Origin of the sequence: Acidovorax sp. LjRoot117 (assembly GCF_964252695.1) — a bacterium.
Classification (GTDB): Bacteria; Pseudomonadota; Gammaproteobacteria; order Burkholderiales; family Burkholderiaceae_C; genus Acidovorax.
Map to the genome: position 1 here is coordinate 129,581 of NZ_CAXUPO020000010.1, position 17,618 is coordinate 147,198.

A 17,618-nucleotide genomic window follows, 5' to 3' on the forward strand; every position below is an offset into this window, starting at 1 on the left:
CCGCAGCCCCCGGATTGCATGACAACGACTGGAGACAAACCCATGCCCACCACTGCCCCCGCCATTTCCTTGTCCCGCAGCCTGCTCACACGTCGCCAGGCTTTGGCCGCCAGCGCCGCTGCGTTGGGCGTCGCTGCCTGGGCCTTGCCGCGCGTGGCCCGCGCCCAGGGCGACGGCAAGCCGCTGCGTGTGATCCTGCCACTGTCGGCGGGTTCGGGGGCGGACGGCGCCATCCGTGCCATCAGCAACAGCCTGTCCAAGGCGCTGGGCCAGCCGGTGGTCATCGAGAACCTGCCAGGCGCGGGCGGCATCACCGGCACCACGCAGATCGTGCGCGCACCCAAGGACGGCTCGGTGATCGGCGTGGTGTCCAACAACCACGTGGTCAACCCCAGCGTCTACAAGAATATTCCGTTCGACTCGCTCGCCGACATCACGCCCATCACCATCCTCGGCGCCACGCCCTTCGTGCTGGTGGCGCACCCCGGGGTGCCCGCCAAGACGGTGCAGGAGCTGATCGCCTATGCGAAGTCCAAGCCCGGCGTGCTGAACTACGGCTCGTCGGGCAACGGCACCATCCTGCACCTGGGGGCTGCGATGTTCGTGGACCAGGCCAGGCTGGACATCAAACACATCCCATACCGCGGCATGGGCCCGCTCATGAACGACATCCTGGGCGGCCAGGTGCAGCTGGGCGTGGTGGCGGTGGCGCCTGCGGCCGCGCACATCAAGTCCGGCGCTCTGCGCGCGCTGGGTGTGACCACGGGCAGCCGCGTGGCGTCGCTGCCCGGCGTGCCCACGATTGCTGAGCAGGGACTCCCAGGCTTCGAACTGGACGGCTGGATCGCCCCGGTGGGACCGGCCGGGCTGTCCAAGGCCGAACTGGCGCGGCTGTACAACGGCTTCAAGGCCGCGATGGAAATGCCCGAGGCGCACGATGCGCTGGTCGCACAGGGCTATGAGATCAAGCTCACGCCGCCCGAGCAGGCCGCGGCGTTCTTCAAGAGCGAGGCCGCGCGCATGGCGCAGGTGGTGAAGAACGCGAATGTGAAGGTAGATTGAAGAGGCTGCGTCCTGGGCGGTGTCGCCGTAGTTGTATTTGCGGGTGAACGGGTGAATGTGGATGTGGATGTGGATCCCAGCCCGTCCCCAGCCCCTGAACCGTTCACCCTGAGCTTGTCGAAGGGCTGCACTGAGGTCGTGCCCCGGCTTCGACAGGCTCAGCCCGAACGGGTGGATTTGGATGTGGATGTGGATCCCAGTCCGTCCCCGCCCCTGAACCGTTCACCCTGAGCTTGTCGAAGGGCTGCACTGAGGTCGTGCCCCGGCTTCGACAGGCTCATCCCGAACGGGTGGATGTGGATGTGGATGTGGATGTGGATGTGGATGTGGATGTGGATGTGGATGTGGATGTGGATGTGGATGTGGATCCCAGTCCGTCCCCAGCCCCTGAACCGTTCACCCTGAGCTTGTCGAAGGGCTGCACTGAGGTCTTGCCCCGGCTTCGACAGGCTCAGCCCGAACGGGTGGATGTGGATCCCAGCCCGTCCCCAGCCCCTGAACCGTTCACCCTGAGCTTGTCGAAGGGCTGCACTGAGGTCTTGCCCCGGCTTCGACACGCTCAGCCCGAACGGGTGGGGGCGGGCGGGCAGGACACTTGGCCTATCTCAGGCTCTAACCACACCCTCGCCAAGACCGTATCAAAGGTCCGGCGTGCGAGATATCAAGCCTTTGGACCTGGCAGCGCCGCGTGGTGCTGCCGCACCCGGAACACCGCCACGGCCTCCACCATCTGGCGGGCCTGGCCGCTCAGGCTGCCAGCGGCGGCGGCGCTTTCTTCCACCAGCGCGGCGTTCTGCTGCGTGACGTCGTCCATGCGCACGATCGCCTGGGTCACGCGCTGCATGTCCGAGGTCTGCGCGGCGCTGGCCTGGCTGATCTCTTCCATGAGGCTGCTCACCTCGCGGATGGAGGACACCACTTCGGCCATGGTGGTGCCCGCGTCGCGCGCCAGGTCGGAACCGGCCTGCACGCGCTCCACGCTGGTCTGGATCAGCGCCTTGATCTCGCGCGCAGCGCTGGCGCTGCGCGTGGCGAGGTTGCGCACCTCGCTGGCCACCACGGCAAAGCCGCGGCCTTGTTCGCCCGCGCGTGCGGCCTCCACTGCGGCATTGAGCGCGAGGATGTTGGTCTGAAACGCAATGCCGTCGATCACGCCGATGATGTCCGAGATGCGGCGCGAGCTGTCCTGGATGCCCTGGACCACTTCCACCATCTGCGTGACCACGTCGCCGCCGCGCTGCGCGACGGTGGCGCCGTTGCGGGCAAGTTCGTTGGCGCGCTGTGCGTTCGATGCGTTCTGCTGCACCGTGGCCTGCAGCTGCTGCATGGACGACGAGGTCTCGTCCAGCGAGGCGGCCTGCTCTTCGGTGCGCATGCTCAGGTCGGCATTGCCCTGGGCGATCTCGGCGCTGGCGCTGGCCACGCCTTCGGCATTGCTGCGCACGCCGGCCACCACGTTCTCCAGGTTGTCCTGCATGGCGCGCAGGGCTTCGAGCAGCTTCGCGGGTTCGTCCCGGCCTTCGACACGGATGCTGGTGGTCAGGTCGCCCGCCGCCACCTTGTGGGCCAGCGACACTGCCACGCCCAGCGGGCGCACCACCGAGCGGGTGAGCAGCCAGCCGGCGCAGGCGCCCAGCGCGGTCACCAGCGCCAGCGCCACCAGGCTGCTGACGAGGGCCCGCCGCGCGTCAGCAGCCGCCTGCTGGGCAATGGCCGCGCTGCTGGCCGCCACCTGCTGGCTCAGTTCGGTCAGCAGCTTGGCCGGGCCCTGGTCGATGTCGGCCACGTCGGCGTCGCCCGCGGACGGCACGAAGCCCAGCGACTGGAACACTTCGAAGCCCTTGCGGTAGCCCTGCGCCATCTGCGTGTGGGCCTGGGTGAATTTTTGGAGCGCGGCCTTTTCCTGCGCGTCGGCCAACTGGGGCTCCAGCGTCCGGGCGGCATCGGCCACGCGCTTTTCGCTGGCCTGGAAGGCGGCCCAGTGCAGCTCGCGCTTGCGCGAGTCCTCACCGCGCAGCAGGGTGTTCTTCCACTCCAGCACCTGCGTCTTGAAGTCGCTTTCCATGCGGCTCACGGCGCGCTCCTGCGCCACGCGTTCCTGCACCGTGGTGTCGTAGGTGCCCAGCGTGCGGTACAGCGCCGCGATGCCGAAGAGGGCGGCGCCGATCATCAGCGCCAGCACCAGGCCGAGCGCCGTCGCCATGCGGGCGCCGATGGAGTGGTTGGACATCTTCATGGGTCAGTTCCAGAGATCAGCAGGGGGTCTCGCCATGGGCCGCAAGGTTCAGGCCTTGAGCTTGAGCAGGTAGACCATCACGCGGGCGGTGGTGAGGTCCAGTTCCATGAACTCCGCCAAGTCCTTGCCCGAGAGCCAGGAGGCGTCCCAGCGGTTGTTCTTGAGCGTGCGCTGCCACGATTCATGGCCGGTGGCGGCCTCGACGGCGTTGAGCATCTCGGCCGTGCGTGCGGCTGCCACACCCTTGCCGGTGAACACGCCGCGCCAGTTGGCCATGGTCGCGTCCAGGCCCTGCTCGCGGAAGGCGGGCAGGCCGAACACGCTGCGCCGGGACGACACCCCGATGGCGCGCAGCTTGCCGGCGGCGATCGCATCGCTGAACTCGCTGTAGCCCGACAGGCCGACGGTCGCGCTGCCCGACAGCACGGCGTCCACCACCTCGGAGCCGCCGGCGAAGGGCTTGTAGACCAGGTTCTCGGGGTTGGCCTTGGACGCGCGCGCCAGCACGCCGGCGAAGATGTGGTCCACGCCGCCGGCCGAACCGCCGGCCACGGGCACCGCGCGCAGGTCGGCGCGCAGGGCTTCGGCCAGGTCCTTGGTGTTCTGGATAGGGGACTTGGCGGCCACGGCGGCCACCAGGTAGTCGCTGGTCAGGCGTGCCAGCGGCTGGATCTGGGTCAGGTCCACGGCGGGCTTTTGCAGCGCCACGGCGCCCACCATCACCATGCCGCCCATCAGCAGGGTGTTGGCGTCGTTGCCGTATTTTTCAGCGTACTTGGCCAGGCCGATGGTGCCGCCCTTGCCGCCGATGTTCTCGTACTCGACCTGGTCCGCTGCGCCCACGCCCACCAGGGCGGCGCCCAGCGCACGGCCTGTTTGGTCCCAGCCGCCGCCGGGGTTGGCCGGAATCACGATGCGCAGCGTGGGGGCCAGCTTGGTGGCCTTGGCATGGGCGCTGCTGCGTGCGGCCGCCCCCGCGGCCTGGGCCCAGGCGGCGGGCGCCAGGGTGGCGCCCAGGGCGCTGACAGCGCTGGCTGCAGCAGCCCGGGCCAGGATGTCGCGGCGGTTGAAGGATGTGGTCATGCGGTGTCTCGCAAAAAGGTGGCAGGTCGTTGAACGGGCACGCGCAGGATGCACAGGGGGCAGGTGTCTGAACCGGAATCCGGGTCGGGACACAAGGCCTGCTCCTGGAGATTGCCGAACTGCATGACAGTCTCCTTCAGCGGTGTGTAATCGTCGCGTTACAAGCTGTCATTTTGCTGTCTAGAGCGTCCGGGTTAACGCGGGTCTGTGGTGAAACAGCAGAAAAAATGGCAAAAGCCCTGCGCCGCAACGCGGCCAGGGCTTTTTGAGGGGTTCGCGGCATTGAATGCCGCGTCTTGTGCGCCGTATTACAGCGAGTCGATAAAGCTGCGCAGCTTGTCCGAGCGGCTGGGGTGCTTGAGCTTGCGCAGCGCCTTGGCTTCTATCTGGCGGATGCGTTCGCGGGTCACGTCGAACTGCTTGCCCACTTCTTCCAGCGTGTGGTCGCTGGTCATCTCGATGCCGAAGCGCATGCGCAGCACCTTGGCTTCGCGCGGCGTGAGGCCGTCCAGGATGTCCTTGACCACGTCGCGCAGGCCGGCCTGCATGGCGGCTTCGATCGGGGCGGTGTTGGCACCGTCCTCGATGAAATCGCCCAGGTGGCTGTCGTCGTCGTCGCCGATCGGCGTTTCCATGGAGATCGGCTCCTTGGCGATCTTCATGATCTTGCGGATCTTGTCTTCCGGGATCTCCATCTTGGCCGCCAGGATGGACGCATCGGGCTCGAAGCCGAACTCCTGCAAGTGCTGGCGGCTGATGCGGTTCATCTTGTTGATCGTCTCGATCATGTGCACCGGGATACGGATGGTGCGCGCCTGGTCGGCGATCGAGCGGGTGATGGCCTGGCGGATCCACCACGTGGCGTAGGTCGAGAACTTGTAGCCGCGGCGGTATTCGAACTTGTCCACCGCCTTCATCAGGCCGATGTTGCCTTCCTGGATCAGGTCCAGGAACTGCAGGCCGCGGTTCGTGTACTTCTTGGCGATCGAGATCACGAGGCGCAGGTTGGCCTCGATCATTTCCTTCTTGGCATCGCGCGAGGTGGCTTCACCTTCGTTCATGCGCTTGTTGATGCCCTTGAGCTCGGTCAGCGGCACCACCACGCGCGACTGCAGGTCCATCAGCTTTTGCTGCAGGTCCTGGATGGGCGGGATGTTGCGCGCGATGATGGATGACCAGGGCTTGCCGGCGTTGGCCTGCTTCTCGACCCACTGCAGGTTCAAGAGGTTGGGCGGGAAGTCCTTGATGAACGTTTCCTGCGGCATGCCGCACTTGTCCACGATGATGCGGCGCAGCTCGCGCTCCTTCTTGCGCACGTCGTCCACCTGGCCGCGCACCATGTCGCACAGCTTCTCGATGGTCTTGGCGGTGAAGCGGATGGTCATCAGCTCGGCCGACAAAGCGGCTTGCGCCTTGACGTACGCAGGCGTGCCGTAGCCTTCCTTGTCGTACACCTTGTGCACTTTTTCGAACAGCTCGCGCAGCTTGTCAAAGCGCTCCAGCGCCTGCTTCTTGAGTTCTTCGAGCTTCTTGGTCAGCGCCTTGGAGCCGCCCTTGCCGTCGTCGTCGTCGGCTTCGTCGAATTCGTCGAAGTCTTCTTCGGCCACATAGTCGTCGGCCTCGTTGGGGTTGGAGAAGCCGTCCACGATGGTCGAGATGACGACCTTGCCTTCGCGGATCTCTTCACCCATGTTGAGGATCTCGGCGATGGTGGCGGGCGATGCGCTGATCGCCTCCATCATGGCCATCAGGCCGCCTTCGATGCGCTTGGCGATTTCGATTTCGCCTTCGCGGGTCAAGAGCTCGACCGTGCCCATTTCGCGCATGTACATGCGCACCGGGTCGGTGGTGCGGCCGAATTCCGAGTCCACGGTGGACAGTGCGGCTTCGGCGGCTTCTTCGGCTTCTTCCTCGGTGGCGCCAGCGGGGGCGTTGTCCGTGATGATCAGCGCTTCGGCGTCGGGCGTCTGCTCGTACACCGCCACGCCCAGGTCGTTCAGCGTGGTGATGACGGCTTCGAGGGTTTCGGCGTCGACCAGCTTGTCAGGCAAGTGGTCGTTGATTTCAACGTGCGTGAGGTAGCCACGCGTCTTGCCCAGCTTGATCAGTGCCTTCAGGCGCGCACGGCGCTTGGCCATGTCTTCTTCGGACAGGACGGTCTCGTCCAGGCCGAATTCCTTCATCAAGGCGCGTTCCTTCGCCTTGCTGATCTTCATGCGCAGCGGCTTGACCTTCTCGACCGTGGCTGCGGCCTCCGGCGTGTCCTCGACTTCGCCTTCCAGGTCCGCTTCGATGTCGGACAGGTCGGTATCGTCACCGCTTTCCTCGGCGCCGGCGGCGGCCTTGGGCTTGCGGCCACGCTTGGCGGGCGCCTTGGCGTCGGCGTCGCCCGCGGCCTTGGCGGGACGGCCAGGGCGCTTCTTGGGAGTATCGTCTTCGTCGGATGCAGCAACTGCCTTGGCACGGGCAGGCTTCTTCTTCAGCAATTCATCGGCAGCTTTGGTCAGCTCGGCAGAACTTTTCACGGGCACTGGTTGGACTTTCTTGGCCGCTCTAGCGGGTGCGGGGGCGGACTTTTTGGCCGCGGCCTTCGCGGGCGCTTTGGCAGCAGGGGTGGAGACGGCCTTGGCGGCGGTAGCTGGAGCAGACTTGGGCGGCTTCGCGGACTTTTGAGCGGGCATGGGCACCTCAGAATCAAAAACGGACACAAAGAAAACGCAAACGCCACAGATCCCGGCGCGGGTGGCACAGCGAGCCCCGAAAGGCATGCGCTGGTCGAGGGGGAACCCTCAGGGGCAAGATGTCTGGGCGATCATTTGGTGTGCAGTCCTTGCGATGGTTGGGCTGGTTGTGCGCGTTTGTCACGGTGGCCCGGTTCGGAGGTGCTGCTGTCGCTCTTGCCGCTAACTAACCCTACATTATACCTCTTGGCGGTATTTCAAGCGGCCTTCGGCCCCAAGCCCAGCAAAACCCTGCGTTTGTGCTCCAGCTCGCGGTAGCGCTCCAGGGCGGTCGCGTCGGTGGCGGCCTGCAGCATCAGCAGTTTTTGCTGCTCTTCGATGTCCTCGACCTGCATGCGGTTCAGTAAATCGCGCAGTTCCGTGCGCAGCTCCTGCAGGTCGCCTTCGGTCTGGGCGTGCGAGCCCGTCATCACCTTCACAGCCAGCGCCTCGCACTCGTGCTCGCGCAGGCTCTCGCGCAGCACCGCCCAGGCCAGGGGGCCGTGTTCGTGGAACTGCGCCTCCAGCCAGCTGAACAGCGGGCCGTGGGGCGGCTGCAGCGCGCACAGGGTGGCGTGGTCGTCGTGCGTCAGCTCTTCCAGAAACGCCATGTGCGACAGCAGCAGGCGCGCGGCGTGGTCGGTGCGGCTGGCGGTGGGCGTGCGCGGCAGGCGGGGCTGGGGCGGCCAGGGGGCGTCCTTGTCCCTTTTCTTCCAGTTGCCCTTCCAGTCGCCGCTCTTGCGAAACGGGGGCTTGTTGCCGTAGCTGCCGCCCTGGCCGCCTTGTCCAGTGCCGCCACCGCCACCGCCACCGTAGCCGCCTTGGTAGCCACCGTCGTATCCCCCGGCCGGCTCGCCCTGGGGCGGCCAGGACCCCGCGTCGGGCGGGGCGTCCCAGGAGGGCGGCTCGTGGTCATAGGCCGCAGGGGCCTGCCGGGGCGGCGCGCTGCCGGCGCCCGCGGGGCCGCCGTGGCCGGAGTGCGATGACCGCGGTGCCTCGCGCGCCGTGGCCTGGCCCCACAGGTCCGCCAGGTCCTGCGCCCGCAGTTGGGTCAGGTCCGCCAGCTCGCCCAGCACCTGGCGCTTCAAGATGCCGTCGGGCAGGGCCGACCACAGCGGGCGCGCGTTGCTGGCCATGTGGGCGCGGCCCTCGGCGGTGGCCAGGTCGCAGCCGTCGCTGGCCGACTCGACCAGGAAGCGGCTGAGCGGCACCGCCTCGCTCACATGCTTGGCAAAGGCATCGGTGCCGTGCTCGCGGATGAAGCTGTCCGGGTCGTGCTCGGCCGGCAGGAACAGGAACTTGATGCTGCGCGTGTCCGTGGCGTGGGGCAGGGCGCCATCGAGCGCCTTGCGCGCCGCGCGCCGGCCGGCGGCGTCGCCGTCAAAGCTGAACACCACCGATTCGGTAAACCGCAGCAGCTTGTGCACATGCTCGGGCGTGCAGGCTGTCCCGAGCGTGGCCACCGCGTTCGGAAAGCCCAGCTGCGCCAGCGCCACCACGTCCATGTAGCCCTCGGTGACCAGGGCGTAGCCGTGCTCGCGGATGGGCGTGCGGGCCTCGAACAGGCCGTACAGCTCGCGCCCCTTGTGGAACACCGGGGTCTCTGGCGAATTCAGGTACTTGGGCTTGTCGTCGCCCAGCACGCGCCCGCCAAAGCCGATGCATTCGCCCTTGACGTTGCGGATGGGGAACATCACCCGGTCGCGAAAGCGGTCGTAGCGTTTGTCCTGCCCGTCTTCACCCACGATGACCAGGCCGCTTTCTTCCAGCAGCGGGTCGTCGTAGTGGGGGAACACGCTGGCCAGGCTGCGCCAGCCCTCGGGCGCATAGCCCAGGCCGTAGCGCTTGGCGATGGCACCCGAGACGCCGCGGCCCTTGAAGTAGGCGATGGCGCGCTGCGACTCGCGCAGCTGGCGGCGGTAGGCGTCGCCCGCCTTCTCCAGCACATCGGTCAGCGTGGCCTGCTTCTGGCGGGCGGCGGCGGCGCGCTCTTTCTCTTGCGGGGAGATGTCGTCGTCGGGCACCTGCAGGCCCACTTGCTGGGCCAGGTCCTGCACCGCCTCGACGAAGCCCATGCCTGCGTGCTCCATCAGAAAGCTGATGGCGTTGCCGTTCTTGCCGCAGCCAAAGCAGTGATAGAACTGCTTGGCGGGGCTCACGCTGAAGGAGGGGGACTTTTCGCCGTGGAAGGGGCACAGCCCCATGAAATTGGCCCCGCCCTTCTTGAGCTGCACGTACCGGCCCACGATGTCGACCACATCGACGCGGGCAAGCAGTTCCTGGATGAAAGACTGGGGGATCGTCACCGGCCTATTGTCCGCGTAAACTGTTTGTTACCAAGTATTGCAAAAAAGGCTTTCGGGCATGGTGGCAATGGCACGGTGGCGGGCGGTCGGCGCGTCCAGCACCTCTGCGCTGCGGCGCAGGGACCTGGCTGCGCTGCTGCCTTGGGCCGCTGCGGTGCTGCACCCCGTGCCCGCGCGGGCAGCCACGGTGCTGCGCGTGCTGGCCTGGCCGGGCTACGCGGACCCGGACATCGTGGCCACGTTCGAGAAGCGCCACGGGGTCAAGGTGGAGATCACTACGGTGGCGTCCGACGACGTCCTGCGGGCCCAGCTGGCCGGCGCGGCCGCACCGGGCTTTGACCTGGTGGCCGCCAACACGGCGGAAATCGCCCGCCTGGCAGCCCGGCGCCTGCTGTCACCGTTGCCGCTGAGCAACATCCCCAACGCCCAGCGCCAGTTGCCGCGCTTTCGCAACCTGCAGGCCATCGCCGGCCTGGCCCAGGGCATGGATGTCTATGGCATGCCCTACACCTATTCGGAGATGGGCCTCATCTACGACCGCCAGCAGTTCACGACTCCGCCGCAGTCCATCGGCGTGCTGTGGGACCCGCGCTGGCGCGGCCGGGTGCTGGCGTTCGACGGCAGCAGCCACGGGTTTTCGCTGGCGGCCATGTACCGGGGGCTGCCGCCGTTTCACATCGCCGCCAGCCAGTTCGGCCCGCTGGCCCGGGACCTGGTGGCGCTGCGGCGCAACGTGCGCTCGTTCTACAGCCTGCCGGAAGAATCGCTGGAGCTGTTTCGCAAGCACCGCATCGCGGTCATGCATGCCAACTACGGCCAGCAGCAGCTCAAGCAATTGCGCGACGCGAGGCTGGACGTGGGCTACGTGGTGCCGCGCGAGGGGGCGCTGGCCTGGCTCGACTGCTGGGCGATCACCCGCCGCTCCACGCAGGCGGGCTTGGCGGCGCAGTGGATCGACTACATGCTCGAGCCGGCCGTGAGCCGCGAGCTCACCCGGCGCCAGGGCCTGGCCAACACGCTGGAGGAGCCGCCCGCGCTGTCGGGCGATGCGCCGGCCGGCGCCATCGTGTGGCTGGAGCCGGTGGAGGACGAAGCCCGCCGCGCGCAGCTGTGGCGGCGCATCCTGTCGGGCGACCGGCCCGCGAGGTTCTGACGATGGCGTCGCCCCGCAGCCGCGGCGTGACCTGGGGCATTGCGCTGCGCCTGGCCGTGCTGCTCGCGTCCTTCAGCGTGCTGGCCGCGCTGCTGGCGGGCTACTACACCTTCGAGTCCAGCCGCACGCGCCTGCAGGGGCGGGCGGAGCAGGCGCTGCTGGCCACCACGCAGGTGCTGGCGCGGCACCTGCAGGCGGGCTTCGGCGCAGTGGCGCGGGACGCCGCCTTCCTGGCCAGCGTGGCCAGCATCGAGCAGGACCGCAACGTGCTGGCCGATGTGTTCCGCGCCAGCCTGATCACCCACCCCAGCTACCTGCAGATCCGCTTCATCGCGGCGCAGGACTATGGCCTCGAGCAGGTGCGCATCGACCGCAAGGGTGACGCCTGGATACGCGCTGGCGACGACGAGCTGCAGGAGAAGGCGCACTTCCCCTTCGTGTTCGAAACCCTGGCGCTGGGCGCGGGCGAGGTGTATGTGTCGGAGTTCGGCATCAACCACGAAGGCGCGGACGATGCCGAGGCGCTGCCGGTCTTCAGCATGGCCTCTCCGGTGGTGCGCGGCGGCCAGGTGCGGGGCGTGGTGGTGGTGCGGGTGGCGGCGCAGCGGTTCTTGCAGAGCTTCCATGCAGCGCTGCCCGCGCCGTATGGCTTCTTCCTGAGCAACCGCTGGGGCGACTTTCTGGTGCACCCGGATGCCACCCAGGCCTTCGGCTTCGACCGCGGGCAGCGCATTCTGGTGCAGGACACCTTTGCGCCCGCCGCCCCGCTGATCAGCGGCGCCCGCACGGAGGCCGTGTTCAGCCAGCCGGCCACCGACGACGAGGAGGCGCGCGCGTTCTCGTTCGTGCGCATGCCGTTCGGGCGGGAGGGTGAGGGCCGGTTCATGGTGGTGGGGCTGTCGCAGCCGCTGGCTGCGGTGCAGGGCGAGGTGCTGGAGCTCGGCCGCAGCGTGTTCAAGATCCTGCTGGTGCTCAGCGCGGTGGGCGTGCTGCTGGCCGCAGGCGTTTCGCGCCTGGTCACGCAGCCGCTGCAGGCCATGGTGCGTGCCGCGCAGGCGTTTTCGCAGGGCCGGCCCCACAGCGACCTGCCGCTGCAGCGCAAGGACGAGATCGGCGAGCTGGCGCGCAGCTTTCACGACATGGAGCAGCAGATCGGCCGCCAGATCACCGAGCTGAACGCCAGCCGCGACGCCATGGCCCACCTGGCCCACCACGATGCGCTCACCGGCCTGCCCAACCGCCGCATGTTCGAGCAGCGCCTGGCCCAGGCGCTGGAGCTGTCGCGCCGCAGCGGCCGCGCCTGCGCGCTGCTGTTCGTGGACCTCGATGAGTTCAAGCGCATCAACGACGCGCACGGCCATGCGGTGGGCGACCTGGTGCTGCAGGCTGCAGCCCGCACCATCGTGGGGGCGGTGCGCCAGTCCGACACGGTGGCGCGGCTGGCGGGCGATGAGTTCACGGTGCTGTGCGAGAACGTCGACTCCGAAGACGCAGCGCTGCAGATCGCCGCCAAGCTCGAGCGCGCCTTCCACGTGCCCCTGAGCATCGAAGGCCGCCCGCTGCCCGTGCGCCCCAGCATCGGCGTGAGCCTGTTCCCGCGCGATGCGCAGGACGCGCACACCCTGCTGGCCAACGCGGATGCGGCGATGTACCGCACCAAGCAAAGCCATCGCCGCCGCGTGTGAGCGGTGCGGGGGGCGCACACGCGTTGCCACTCAGGGCCACTGTCCCCGGGTGCTGAAAGTGATAGGCGCTACTGTTTTGATAGCTGTTCGCGCTTTTCCAGAGAGCGGTAGAGGCATTTTTCATGCATGAAAAGCGCCCTGTACGCTGCTGCAGTGCCCGCGCCCGCCAGGCCTGCACGCCTCCGTCTCGCCTTCCTACGGCCTTCCTACCGCATCACCGCGCCCTGGCGTCCGTCACGGCTGCCCCATGGCATCGAGCCATGCGCGTGGCGACAGCCCCAGCTTTTGCGCGAACACGCGCGACAGCGCTGACGGGTTGGCGTAGCCCAGCTCCTGCGCCATCGACTTGATCGACCGGCCGCCGCGCAGGTGGGCCTGCGCCAGCGTCAGCCGCCAGTGGGCCAGGTAGTCCGCAGGCGTCTCGCCCACCACTGCCTTGAAGCGGGCGGCAAACGCGCTGCGCGACATGCCGGCCTGCGCGGCCATCTGCTCCAGGCTCCACGGCTCGCCGGGCGCTTCGTGCAGGGCCGTGAGCGTGCGCGCAAGCTGCGGGTCGGCCAGCCCGGTGAGCAGGCCGGGCGGCATCTGCGCCCTGTCGGGGTGGTCCAGCAGCCAGCGCAGCAACTGCAGCAGCACGACCTCGAAGAGCCGGTCGGCCAGCACGCGGTGGCCGCAGCGCAGGCGGTCGGTCTCGGCAAACAGCAGGTCCAGCGACAGCTGCAGTCCCGGCACATCAGCCAGCGGCAGCAGCACCAGCGGGGGCAGGGCGCGGGCCAGCGGGTGGCTGGCGCCGCCGTCAAAGTCGAGCGCGGCGCAGGTGAAGTCCGAGCCGTCCACCGGCGCGTTGTGAAAAAAATGCTCCAGCGGCCGCGCGTAGAACAGCAGGCTGGGCTCGCAGACCTCCAGCCGCTCGGGCGGGCCGGCCAGCGGCTGGTGGGTGACCACCATCTCGCCGCGCCGCAGCACATGCAAAAACCCCCGCCCGGGCGCGGCCGCGAAGTGCGTCACCCCGCACAGCGGGCCGGTGTGAAAGAGATGCGCCCGCACCCGAAAACGCTCCAGCAGCGACGACAGCCGGTCGAACGGCGCCGGCTGCGGGGTGGAGTCGCTCTGGGTCATGGCCGTGGTTCTGGATGAATGGGTATGAATTGTAGATGATTAATTCCCAATGGTGCGACTCTCGGCCAGACACTGCAGGGGTGCTGAGTTCATCAAGCACCCGGTGCTCCAACCCCCTGGGCGCCGGCCTGCAACCTCTTTCCCATCACTTCCAAGGAAACCACCATGACCTCCCAGACCGCTGCTGTCTCCGCCTCGCCCCGCATTCCCCTGGTGGACCGCGCCACCGCCACCGGCCCGGCCCGCGCGCTGCTGGACCAGATCCACGGTGCTTTCGGCGCCACACCCCACATGTTCCGCGCAGTGGCCCACTCACCGGCGGCATTGCAGAGCATGTGGAGCGCTTTCGGCGCCCTGGGAGGTGGTGTCATTGGTGCCGCGCTGGGCGAGCAGATCGCCGTCGCCGTGGCCAACCGCAATGCCTGCGACTACTGCCTGGCCGCGCACACCGCGCTGGGTCGCAAGGCGGGCGTGAGCGGCGATGCGCTGGCCGCCGCGCAGTCGGGCGAATCGGCCGACCCGCGCACCGCCGCCGTGCTGCGGTTTGCGCTGCAACTGGTCAACGAGCGCGGGCAGGTCGACGCCGCCGATGTGCAGGCGCTGCGCGACCAGGGCCTGGACGACGAGCACGTCGTCGAGATCATCGCCCACGTGGCGCTGAACCTGTTCACCAACTACGTGAACGTGGCGCTGGCGGTGCCAGTGGACTTTCCGGGCGTGAAGCTGCGCCCCGCGCGTTGAGGCGCTGAGGCGCTGAGGCGCTGACAGTGAGGCGTCACGGGTCAGCGCTGGCTTCAGGGCTTTCGGCTGTGTGCAGTTGCAGCTGCAGCTGCAGCCACGCCGCAAAGCGTGGAGCGGAGGCAGCGCTGTGACATTGGAGGCGTCATGGCGGGCGGCATGGGGGAGACGTTGTCACGCATGCTGCGCTGCAATGTCCAATGTCAATGTCATTTGCCAGCGGCGGCCGTCTCGCGCACCATGGACCCCGGCACTGATCCTTGCCATCACCTACCGACCAAGACCGCCATGCCACCTCATCCCGCCACCGAAACCGCCGCCACCGAAACCGCCGCCACCGAAACCGCCGCCACCGCAGGCCCCGCCCTTGCGCAGGCGGACCCCCATGCCATCGACACCTTGGCCGCCCTGGAGGCGCTGATGGGCCAGCCCGGCGATGCCTCCCTGCACAAAGAGGTGCCCTACGTGCACCCCACCTACCGCGCGATGATCGAAGCCGCGCCGTTTGCCGTGCTGGCCACCACCGGCCCCGGCGGGCTCGACGCATCGCCGCGCGGGGACCCGCCGGGCTTTGTGCAACTGCTGGACGATAAGACCCTGTTGCTGCCCGAGCGCCGCGGCAACAACCGCGCCGACAGCCTGCGCAACATCCTCACCGACCCGCGCGTGGCGGTGTTGTTTCTCATTCCCGGTGTGGGCGAAACCCTGCGGGTGAACGGCCGCGCACGCATCAGCGTGGCGCCCGAGCTGCTCGCGCGCTTCGTGGTCAACGGCCAGCCGCCCAAGTGCGTGATCGTGGTGGACGTGGACACCGTGTTCTTCCAGTGCGCGCGCGCCATCCAGCGCTCGCGCCTGTGGGACGCCGTGCCCGCCGGCACCCCGCGCCCGGTGCCCACGCCGGGCGCGATCCTGGCGGCCATCACGCACGACGCTTTTGATGGTGCTGCGTATGACGAAGCGCTGCCAACGCGGCAGCAGGCTACCTTGTATTGAGGGGAGAGCCGCGCTAGGTCCGCGCTTGATTGCTTTCGCGTTGTCGCCGTCGGTCGCATGGGCTCGCACCCTCAGCGCGGTGTGCTTCCGGAACTCGGCCATTTCAGATGCAGTTTCCCGCTGGGGTGCGTGCTCGACTGCGATGCCTGAAGCTACGCCGATCCAATCCGAAGGTTCGTCCCCAACTGGCTTTCAAGGTCAGCTGCGGCCCACGCTCGTAATGCTGCGCGATGTCCTCGGGGTCGCGCGCTGCGTTCAGCCACTGGATGCGTTCCCTGTCGATGAAGCCTCTGGCTCAAGCGGGGTCTAGAGCCTCCTTGGAACGGCGCCGAGCCAATGCCCAGCACCGTGCATATGTAGGTTTACCCTACCAAGTTCGCCATGCTGGCTTTCATCGCCAAAACCGTCGCGGGGTTGTTATGGATATCGGCGATGCGGGCCAGTGCATCGCCAAGCCCGTCATAGCCGAAGACGTGACCGACGTCGGGCACCACGGCTGCGCCGTTGCGGTCGTGGTGGAACACGTCCTGCGCGTTGCCGAGCTGTCGGGTGAAATACGCCACGTCGCCGATCGCGAAGTCCTGTCTGGCCACGGCGTCGAAACGGTGTTGTACATCTCCCAGAGCATAACGTTGGTCCACGTCGCCGACGGTCAGGTTGCCCGCCACGGCGCGGTCAGGCGCCAAATCGGAGTTGAGCTTGCGCACTTCGAGCGTCTGCAGCTGCGACAGGGTCGTGATGGGGTGGTAGCGCACGTTCATGCCGCCGAAGTGGTTGTGCAGTAGCGTGGTGAGTTGCCCGTTGGCAGGGTTGGCGGCCAGGGCGTCGAGCACCTCGTCAAAGCCTGTCTGCGCTTCCGCTTGGAACGCGGCTCCGTGTATGGGATCGTCCAGCCGCGCAGGATGCCCATTGAAATTGACGAAATTCGCGGTGGCGCTCGGCGCGACATTATGCTGGGGAACGAACGCACCGCCTCCGCCCACCATGAAGGGCAGGCGGAACTCGTTTTCGTCCACGCTGGTCAGCGCCCGGTCGAGACCCGTGGCGCCCACACTGGGCAGCGCGCCGGTACGGTCGAGCACCGAGCGGCTGAAGGCGATCTCGAGGTCGGTCATGTGCGGCCTCCCGCCCGAGACGATGAAGTTTCCTTGGTGCAAATCGGTCACGCCGCACAGATAGGCCACGGCCGCCTGGCGACCCATGTCGCGGAAGTAATTGCCGGCCAGGGCGGCGTTGGCGCCGCAATCGAAATCCGCCGCCTGGTGCGAAAGGTGCTGCACGAAGCCGTATTCGTCGCCGTTCAAGCCACCCAGCATGTAGCGGTAGGTCGGTATGGTGTTTGCGCCGACGGCATTATTTACGATGTCGGCCACGCTGCCCGGTACGCCACCCGCGCCGCCTTCGCCCGCGATGCAGGCGTCTACCCGGCAGTCGCGTGGTTTGTAGACCACAGGATCGTTCGGAAAATTGGCGAAGGTCATGATCATCACCCGCTGGCCGCCATGGTGCGGGTCACTGCCGGTGACGTGGATGCCGGTCACATCACCCGCTGCCGCACCCGCGAAGAACGTGTTCTCGATGCCGGCGATGTCGGCCTGCGCGCGCTGCAGCATGTCGTCGATGTTGCGGGTAAAGGCCACCATTTCGGTGTCCAGCGCTTGCAGCATGCTGGGGTTCTGGGCGAACAGCGCCACCGGGTCGGCTGCCAGTTGGAGAGCCAGCGCGTCATGGTTCGGGTGGGCCATGATCTGTGTGCTCATCATCATGCCGATGTGGTTGTCCAGCGACTCTGCGAGCTTGCCCGCCAGTTGCGTGAGCAGCGGGCAATTGGGGCGCGGGTCGGCCGCCATGGCGCGCGGGGCCATGTTCGCCAGCGCAGTGCGCAGGAAGGCCTCGTACATCGGCTGTCGCGCCGCGTTGGGCGTGGCCATGTTGGCCACGGCGTGGTTGACCACCGCGGTAGCCTGAACGTCGGCCGCGGTGCCAAGGGCCGCGCTGGCTGCCATGCGTGTGGCTTCCTGGTCCAGGGCCATGGCGCCCGATGCTTGGTAGGCGTTCACGATCTGCGTGGCGACCTGGCCGGTCATAACGTTGGCCTGCAAGGGTCCCGCGTTGTTGCGCAGGAAGCTGGTTTCTCGCGCCTCCAGTTTTTGTGTGGCGAAGGCACCGATGGGGGGCTGGCCGGCGAGCGCGGTGTTCCGGTGGTTTTCCAAGGCGGCCTGGCCCAGGGCGGTGCGCACTTCGCGAGCGGACAGCGGTGTCTGGTTGACGTGCGCGGGCGTGAACACGCGGTTGGCTACGGCCGCGCCATACTGGGTTGTGAGCGCGTTGGCAAACTCTTGCCGTACCGCCTGATTCTGCGCCTGGATCGTGGTGGCACGCGTGAAGAACAGCGACACACGCTCGCCCAGCGACCCGGTGACAGCGCGAAGCGCGTTGCCTGCATTGGCCAAGCTGACGCTTTGCGCAGCACCGCCGGAATAATTGATGAAGGATTGGATACCGACTGGTGGCATGGCGTGC

Annotated in this window: 11 protein-coding genes; 5 read left to right on the top strand and 6 right to left on the bottom strand. The window is 67.6% G+C overall.

Features of this window, described 5'->3' with window-relative positions; translation table 11 throughout:
• Positions 1-42: 42 nt before the first annotated feature.
• Positions 43-1,062 carry a Bug family tripartite tricarboxylate transporter substrate binding protein gene (locus ACSQ3D_RS21715; RefSeq protein WP_436128283.1) on the top strand — a complete coding sequence of 340 codons (1,020 nt, stop codon included), beginning with the start codon at positions 43-45 and terminating at the stop codon, positions 1,060-1,062.
• Between the two features lie 661 nt (positions 1,063-1,723).
• On the opposite strand, the gene ACSQ3D_RS21720 is transcribed toward ACSQ3D_RS21715, so the two are convergent.
• From ACSQ3D_RS21720 to dnaG, 4 genes are all read right to left on the bottom strand, one after another.
• On the bottom strand, positions 1,724-3,298 hold the full coding sequence (locus ACSQ3D_RS21720; protein ID WP_056411741.1) for a methyl-accepting chemotaxis protein: 1,575 nt from the start codon (positions 3,296-3,298) through the stop codon (positions 1,724-1,726).
• Positions 3,299-3,346: 48 nt separating this feature from the next.
• Positions 3,347-4,381 (bottom strand): tripartite tricarboxylate transporter substrate binding protein, encoded by a 1,035-nt coding sequence (locus ACSQ3D_RS21725; protein WP_056411740.1) that lies wholly within the window; start codon positions 4,379-4,381, stop codon positions 3,347-3,349.
• A 308-nt stretch (positions 4,382-4,689) separates the two neighbouring features.
• The gene (gene rpoD / locus ACSQ3D_RS21730) at positions 4,690-7,062 is read right to left on the bottom strand and encodes an RNA polymerase sigma factor RpoD (protein ID WP_056411739.1); all 2,373 of its coding nucleotides are present in this window, start codon (positions 7,060-7,062) and stop codon (positions 4,690-4,692) included.
• Positions 7,063-7,319: 257 nt separating this feature from the next.
• Positions 7,320-9,407 carry a DNA primase gene (gene dnaG / locus ACSQ3D_RS21735; protein WP_436128284.1) on the bottom strand — a complete coding sequence of 696 codons (2,088 nt, stop codon included), beginning with the start codon at positions 9,405-9,407 and terminating at the stop codon, positions 7,320-7,322.
• Positions 9,408-9,465: 58 nt separating this feature from the next.
• Between dnaG and ACSQ3D_RS21740 the strand changes: the two genes are divergently transcribed.
• Together ACSQ3D_RS21740 and ACSQ3D_RS21745 are read left to right on the top strand one after the other, a co-directional pair.
• Positions 9,466-10,560 (top strand): ABC transporter substrate-binding protein, encoded by a 1,095-nt coding sequence (locus ACSQ3D_RS21740; RefSeq protein ID WP_436128285.1) that lies wholly within the window; start codon positions 9,466-9,468, stop codon positions 10,558-10,560.
• A gap of 2 nt (positions 10,561-10,562) precedes the next feature.
• The gene (locus ACSQ3D_RS21745) at positions 10,563-12,245 is read left to right on the top strand and encodes a diguanylate cyclase domain-containing protein (protein WP_436128286.1); all 1,683 of its coding nucleotides are present in this window, start codon (positions 10,563-10,565) and stop codon (positions 12,243-12,245) included.
• Between the two features lie 234 nt (positions 12,246-12,479).
• On the opposite strand, the gene ACSQ3D_RS21750 is transcribed toward ACSQ3D_RS21745, so the two are convergent.
• Positions 12,480-13,364, bottom strand: a complete 885-nt coding sequence (locus tag ACSQ3D_RS21750) for an AraC family transcriptional regulator (protein ID WP_396507393.1) — start codon at positions 13,362-13,364, stop codon at positions 12,480-12,482.
• A 165-nt stretch (positions 13,365-13,529) separates the two neighbouring features.
• On the opposite strand from ACSQ3D_RS21750, the gene ACSQ3D_RS21755 reads away from it, so the two are divergent.
• Together ACSQ3D_RS21755 and ACSQ3D_RS21760 are read left to right on the top strand one after the other, a co-directional pair.
• Positions 13,530-14,105, top strand: a complete 576-nt coding sequence (locus ACSQ3D_RS21755) for a carboxymuconolactone decarboxylase family protein (RefSeq protein WP_436128287.1) — start codon at positions 13,530-13,532, stop codon at positions 14,103-14,105.
• Between the two features lie 285 nt (positions 14,106-14,390).
• Positions 14,391-15,095 (top strand): pyridoxamine 5'-phosphate oxidase family protein, encoded by a 705-nt coding sequence (locus ACSQ3D_RS21760; protein WP_436128288.1) that lies wholly within the window; start codon positions 14,391-14,393, stop codon positions 15,093-15,095.
• A gap of 362 nt (positions 15,096-15,457) precedes the next feature.
• Here the strand turns inward: ACSQ3D_RS21760 and ACSQ3D_RS21765 are convergent, their stop codons facing one another.
• A complete protein-coding gene (locus tag ACSQ3D_RS21765) occupies positions 15,458-17,611 on the bottom strand; it encodes a DUF4135 domain-containing protein (RefSeq protein WP_056173876.1) in 2,154 nt (717 codons plus the stop codon).
• Positions 17,612-17,618 lie beyond the last annotated feature (7 nt).

What these genes read in the sequence shown, in the direction of transcription:
- ACSQ3D_RS21715 (WP_436128283.1), top strand. Translation starts at nt 43, where the DNA reads ATGCCCACCACTGCCCCCGCCATTTCCTTGTCCCGCAGCCTGCTCACA.
- ACSQ3D_RS21720 (WP_056411741.1), bottom strand. Translation starts at nt 3,298, where the DNA reads ATGAAGATGTCCAACCACTCCATCGGCGCCCGCATGGCGACGGCGCTC.
- ACSQ3D_RS21725 (WP_056411740.1), bottom strand. Translation starts at nt 4,381, where the DNA reads ATGACCACATCCTTCAACCGCCGCGACATCCTGGCCCGGGCTGCTGCA.
- rpoD (WP_056411739.1), bottom strand. Translation starts at nt 7,062, where the DNA reads ATGCCCGCTCAAAAGTCCGCGAAGCCGCCCAAGTCTGCTCCAGCTACC.
- ACSQ3D_RS21740 (WP_436128285.1), top strand. Translation starts at nt 9,466, where the DNA reads ATGGTGGCAATGGCACGGTGGCGGGCGGTCGGCGCGTCCAGCACCTCT.
- ACSQ3D_RS21745 (WP_436128286.1), top strand. Translation starts at nt 10,563, where the DNA reads ATGGCGTCGCCCCGCAGCCGCGGCGTGACCTGGGGCATTGCGCTGCGC.
- ACSQ3D_RS21750 (WP_396507393.1), bottom strand. Translation starts at nt 13,364, where the DNA reads ATGACCCAGAGCGACTCCACCCCGCAGCCGGCGCCGTTCGACCGGCTG.
- ACSQ3D_RS21755 (WP_436128287.1), top strand. Translation starts at nt 13,530, where the DNA reads ATGACCTCCCAGACCGCTGCTGTCTCCGCCTCGCCCCGCATTCCCCTG.
- ACSQ3D_RS21760 (WP_436128288.1), top strand. Translation starts at nt 14,391, where the DNA reads ATGCCACCTCATCCCGCCACCGAAACCGCCGCCACCGAAACCGCCGCC.
- ACSQ3D_RS21765 (WP_056173876.1), bottom strand. Translation starts at nt 17,611, where the DNA reads ATGCCACCAGTCGGTATCCAATCCTTCATCAATTATTCCGGCGGTGCT.